This is a genomic window from Metabacillus niabensis, from assembly GCF_902829255.1.
GTDB lineage: Bacteria > Bacillota > Bacilli > Bacillales > Bacillaceae > Metabacillus > Metabacillus niabensis.
On sequence record NZ_CADEPK010000268.1, the window covers coordinates 1 to 4,832 of the forward strand.

At 33.3% G+C, this 4,832-nt stretch carries 4 protein-coding genes; all 4 read left to right on the forward strand.

Annotated elements, in window-relative coordinates:
- Positions 1-1,196: phosphoglycerate dehydrogenase (locus HU235_RS16040; RefSeq protein WP_233452245.1), on the forward strand; the 1,196-nt coding region annotated here is incomplete at its 5' end.
- Positions 1,197-1,506: 310 nt separating this feature from the next.
- On the forward strand, positions 1,507-3,024 hold the full coding sequence (locus HU235_RS16045) for a response regulator transcription factor (RefSeq protein WP_174880854.1): 1,518 nt from the start codon (positions 1,507-1,509) through the stop codon (positions 3,022-3,024).
- Between the two features lie 14 nt (positions 3,025-3,038).
- Positions 3,039-3,893, forward strand: coding sequence for a cache domain-containing protein (locus tag HU235_RS25100; RefSeq protein ID WP_233452246.1), 855 nt, complete (start codon positions 3,039-3,041; stop codon positions 3,891-3,893).
- A gap of 2 nt (positions 3,894-3,895) precedes the next feature.
- Positions 3,896-4,816 (forward strand): sensor histidine kinase, encoded by a 921-nt coding sequence (locus tag HU235_RS25105; RefSeq protein WP_233452247.1) that lies wholly within the window; start codon positions 3,896-3,898, stop codon positions 4,814-4,816.
- Positions 4,817-4,832 lie beyond the last annotated feature (16 nt).

Sequence of the window (4,832 nt, forward strand, 5' to 3'; positions counted from 1 at the left end):
GTACTACAACGTTAGAAACAGTAAAAACAATTAAAACCTTAAACAATATTGCCCAAGTAGGACTTAATGTTTTCAATAAAGAAGCATACACAATCGATAATGAAAGTGAAAATCCTGACGCAATCGTTCTTCGTAGTTTTAACATGCACAATATGGAATTCGGTGAAAACTTAAAAGCAATTGCTCGTGCAGGAGCTGGTGTAAATAATATCCCTGTCGACAAATGTACAGAACAAGGAATTGTTGTTTTTAATACACCTGGAGCTAACGCAAATGCTGTAAAAGAAATGGTTCTTACTACATTAATGGCTTCTTCTCGTAACCTTTTTGCTGGTGTTGCTTGGACTAAAACGCTTGAAAATGAAGGAGAGCAAATTCCTAAATTAGTTGAAGCAGGTAAAAAACAATTTGTTGGTAAAGAAATTAAAGGAAAAACATTAGGGGTAATCGGTTTAGGTGCAATTGGTGCTTTAGTAGCAAATGATGCTCTTGGATTAGATATGGATGTTATCGGATTCGATCCATTTATTTCTGTTGATACTGCATGGAACTTATCTCGCAAAGTACAACGAGCAATGTCACTTGAACAATTGTTTGCAAACTCTGATTATATTACTGTACATGTTCCACTTACAGATGATACTAGAGGAATGTTTAATAAAGAAACGTTCAGCATTATGAAAGATGATGTTCATATTTTCAACTTCTCTCGCGGAGAGCTTGTTAACGAAGAGGATATGAAGGCAGCATTAGAAAGCGGAAAAGTAGGCAAATATATTACAGACTTCCCAAATGAAAATGTTTTAAAGATGAAAAATGCTGTTCCAATTCCACATCTTGGAGCGTCAACTCAAGAATCTGAGGAAAACTGTGCGGTTATGGCTGCTCGCCAAGTTAAAGAATATTTAGAAACAGGAAACATTAAAAACTCAGTGAACTTCCCAAATGCATCTTTACCATATACAGGGAAGTGCCGTGTTGCTGCATTCCATAAAAACGTACCAAATATGGTTGGCCAATTAACTCAGGCAATTTCAAGCTTCAATTTGAACATTGCTGACATGGTAAACCGAAGCCGTGGTGAATATGCGTATACTATGATTGATATTGATAATAAAATTAATGGTGATGTTATTCCTGGCTTAGCAGAAAAAATTAACCAAATCGAAGGAATTGTTACAACTCGTATTATTTAAGCAATGAACATTCCTTTTGAAAAATGCCTCAACTCTAAATGGGTTGGGGTTTTTTGATGGGGAAATTTAAGTGAATTAATTATTCGGTTAATATGGTAGTAGCCAATTACTATCGAATAATCAACATTTTAACATGCACTTCTCTTTTTTTTCGCACCAATTCGTCATAATAGATTTGGCAATTACATGACAAACATATTTATCATCGAGAAAATATATGTCATACAAGAACATTGAGATATATCGACGGAAAATGTAATATAATGAATTATCAATAAAAAGAGAGCGCTACCAATTGGGGGGGATACAGTTGGAAAAGACGAAAGCCAAATACAGAACACTAATTGTTGATGATGAATTATTAATCAGACAAGGGATCAAACATTATGTGAAATGGGATGAATTTCAGATTGTTGGTGAGGCTGCAAATGGGAGAGAAGCGCTTGAATTGATAGAGTCATTGAAGCCACATATTGTTCTTACAGATATTGTAATGCCGATTATGGATGGAGAGGAATTAACAAGAGTAATAAAGGAGAAATATCCTCATATTGAAGTCATTATTCTTAGTAGTTTCGGAGAATTTCATTATGTTCGTTCAGCTTTTCAATGTGGTGTTGTCGATTATATTTTAAAGCCGAATTTGAATTCTGAAGAGCTGCTTTCTGTTTTAAAAAAGGCGGCAAAACGAATTCCAGAATTATATCTGAATGCACCTAACAACATTATAGGCAGTTCAATTGAACATTTTCTCGAAAAAATACTCGCTGGTCATGAGGTGAGGAATGAACTAATAGCTACAGAATATTTTCCGTATCAAACCTTCTTTTTGCTAGGAATCGACATGAAGCAAATTGAATCCTCTTCTATTTCAACTGTAAACGAAAAAGTAAGCTCATTATTACAAGCGCATGAGATAGCTTTTTATCCAATTAAAACGGAAGTCCAAAAAGTCATAATCTTTTTGATTCATTCAAGTAATGATTTATCGATTCAACCGATAATTTTTGAACTAACTGAATGGCAGGAAAAAATCGGAATTGTCAAAAGTGATCCATTTGAACAAATAAACGAAATGAGATCATTTTTCGATAGCCTGTTAAGCTTAATACAATATCGGTTTTATTTTCCGGATCATAAGTTACTTGTTCAACAAGATTTACCCGCAACTAACCAAGCTTGTCAGTCCTTTAACTTAGAATGGTTTACAGAAGAATTAACACATGAAAGATTTGACTCTGCATTTACTTATTTAAAGCAATACTCTGAGTATCTATCAAGTCAGTATATGGTGGACATTTCCGAATATAAAGCTTTTTTTAGTAACATCATTTTTAATATTATTATTCTCTTAGGAAATATGAAATGTGAAATAAAGGAAGTCGAAAAAGAGAAATACTCCTATTTTAGAAAAATTGAAGATGCTTACAGTGCTAAAGATGTAATCAGCGTCTTATTTGAGTTCATTACAAAGGTTAATGAATGCTTACAACATCATTTGGAGGCAGGCCCTTCAAATATAAAAATTTTACTAGAATATATTGATAGACATTATATGGAGCCTCTGACATTAACGGGGGTGGCGAAACATTTTCATTTTAATCCCTCCTACTTATCAAATTATTTTTCGACTCATAACAAAGAAGGCTTTATTGAATATGTCAATAAAATACGGATTGAACAGGCATCAAAGAAGCTTCTTACGACAAATTTACCTATCTCTGAAATAAGTACAAGCGTTGGTTATTCAGACCACAGTTATTTTTGTAAAGTTTTTAAGAAACAAAAGGGGATTTCCCCAAGTGGATATCGACGAAAAATGAAATAGAAGTTGGGTTGATTATGAAAATACGAGATCTCTTAAAGCATAATAGTTTGTTTGTCATAATGTTTAACTTTACAATTATTAGTATTTTTTTCGTATCCTTTATCATTATTTGGACAACGATACGAATGTCAGAGGATTTCTTTATTGATAAATTCAGTATTACAAATACAAAAGTTATTAATCGAGTAAAGGGAGATTTTGAATCGTTTCATTCTTCAATTGTAACTGCTACAAATGAACTACTTAAAAGTGGTAATTTAAAAACGATCCTTACGTCAGAGCAAACAAATAAAGAACGAATGACTGCCTATTATAATTTAAATCTATTAATGGAGCGAGTTAAATCCACGGTTGATGGATATGATGTCAGTATTAATGTAATAGGGAAAAATGGAATTAGTTATTCGACTGATCGAACATATTGGCCAATTTCAGATGCTGAATTAAAGAATAGTAGGATTTCTAGTAACACATTAGATGAACCTAAAAAGCTTATGTATCAATATGATAAACGTACTCGTTTAAATACGAATCGAATCGGAGGTGCTTATATCGTTGCCTCGAAGGCATTTATGGAGAGATTATCAGGAAAAATATATGGCACGATGTATATTGCAATTCAAGAAAATGAATTTGCTAAGTTTTATTCAAATTTTACAAGTAAGGGAAATGACATCGTTTTAATAGATGGAAACGGTTTTATTGTATCAAGCAATCGAAAGGAGCTTATTGGTAAGAAGGATAAGGAATTATTGTCGCATGCAGAAACGTTAAAAAATAATACGAATCATTATGTAACAGAAGATTTTCTAGGGAAAGAGCACATCTTCTTTTCTGAATATTGCCATCGTATGATATGTACATCTTAAACATGATTGATAAGCATACTGCAATTCAAGGACTTGTAGATAAACGTGAGCTTGCTCAAACATTGCTTATTATATTTTTTGTCGTATTAATCGTAGTTTTTTTCGGGTCTAAAAAATTAACGAATAGTCTTTCAAGGTTAGTGAAGGAAATTGCTAATGTGTCGAAAACAAATTTTCATCAATCTATTTCCGTGCAAGGCACCTATGAAACAAGGAAAATCAGCATTGCATTTAATTCGATGCTTGAGGAGCTGCAGGATTATGTTGAAAAGCTCATTTCTATTCAAAAGCAAAAACGAAATGCTGAGCTAGCTGCACTCCAGCAGCAGATTAATCCACATTTCTTATATAACACATTAACATCGATTAAGTTTATGGTACAGCAGGGAAGCAAGGAGGAAGCAGAGGAAACGACAACGGCATTAATTTCGTTGCTGCAAAATACCGTTGGTCAAGTAAATGAAACAATAACTGTTAAGCAGGAAGTGGAAAACTTAAAAAATTATGTCTTTATTAATCAAAAACGTTATGGAACACGAATTCATGTTAATTATTTTATTGCGTCAGATTGTCAAGACTGCCTGATTCCAAAGTTAATTTTACAGCCATATATTGAAAATGCTTTTTTTCATGGATTTAATCGGAAGCAAAATGGTTATATTCATGTTCTCATTTGGAGGGACCATGCAACATTGATTTGTGAGGTTGTTGATAACGGAGATGGGATGAGCTTGAGTAAGGGAGAGAGTGATTTACCGAATACAAATCGAAGGCAAGAACGCTTTACAGGTATCGGTATCCGTAATGTTCATGAGCGGATCCAACTAATATATGGTGAAGAATATGGTGTGTCAATTGAAAGTGAGCTTGATGAAGGTACAAAGATAAAAATTTCTCTCCCATTTGAAAATGATTCGAACTAGTACTACTTATTATATG

Bases quoted from the DNA above. Each gene is read 5' to 3' on its own strand.
- HU235_RS25100 (WP_233452246.1), top strand. From the start codon at position 3,039: ATGAAAATACGAGATCTCTTAAAGCATAATAGTTTGTTTGTCATAATG.
- HU235_RS25105 (WP_233452247.1), top strand. From the start codon at position 3,896: ATGATTGATAAGCATACTGCAATTCAAGGACTTGTAGATAAACGTGAG.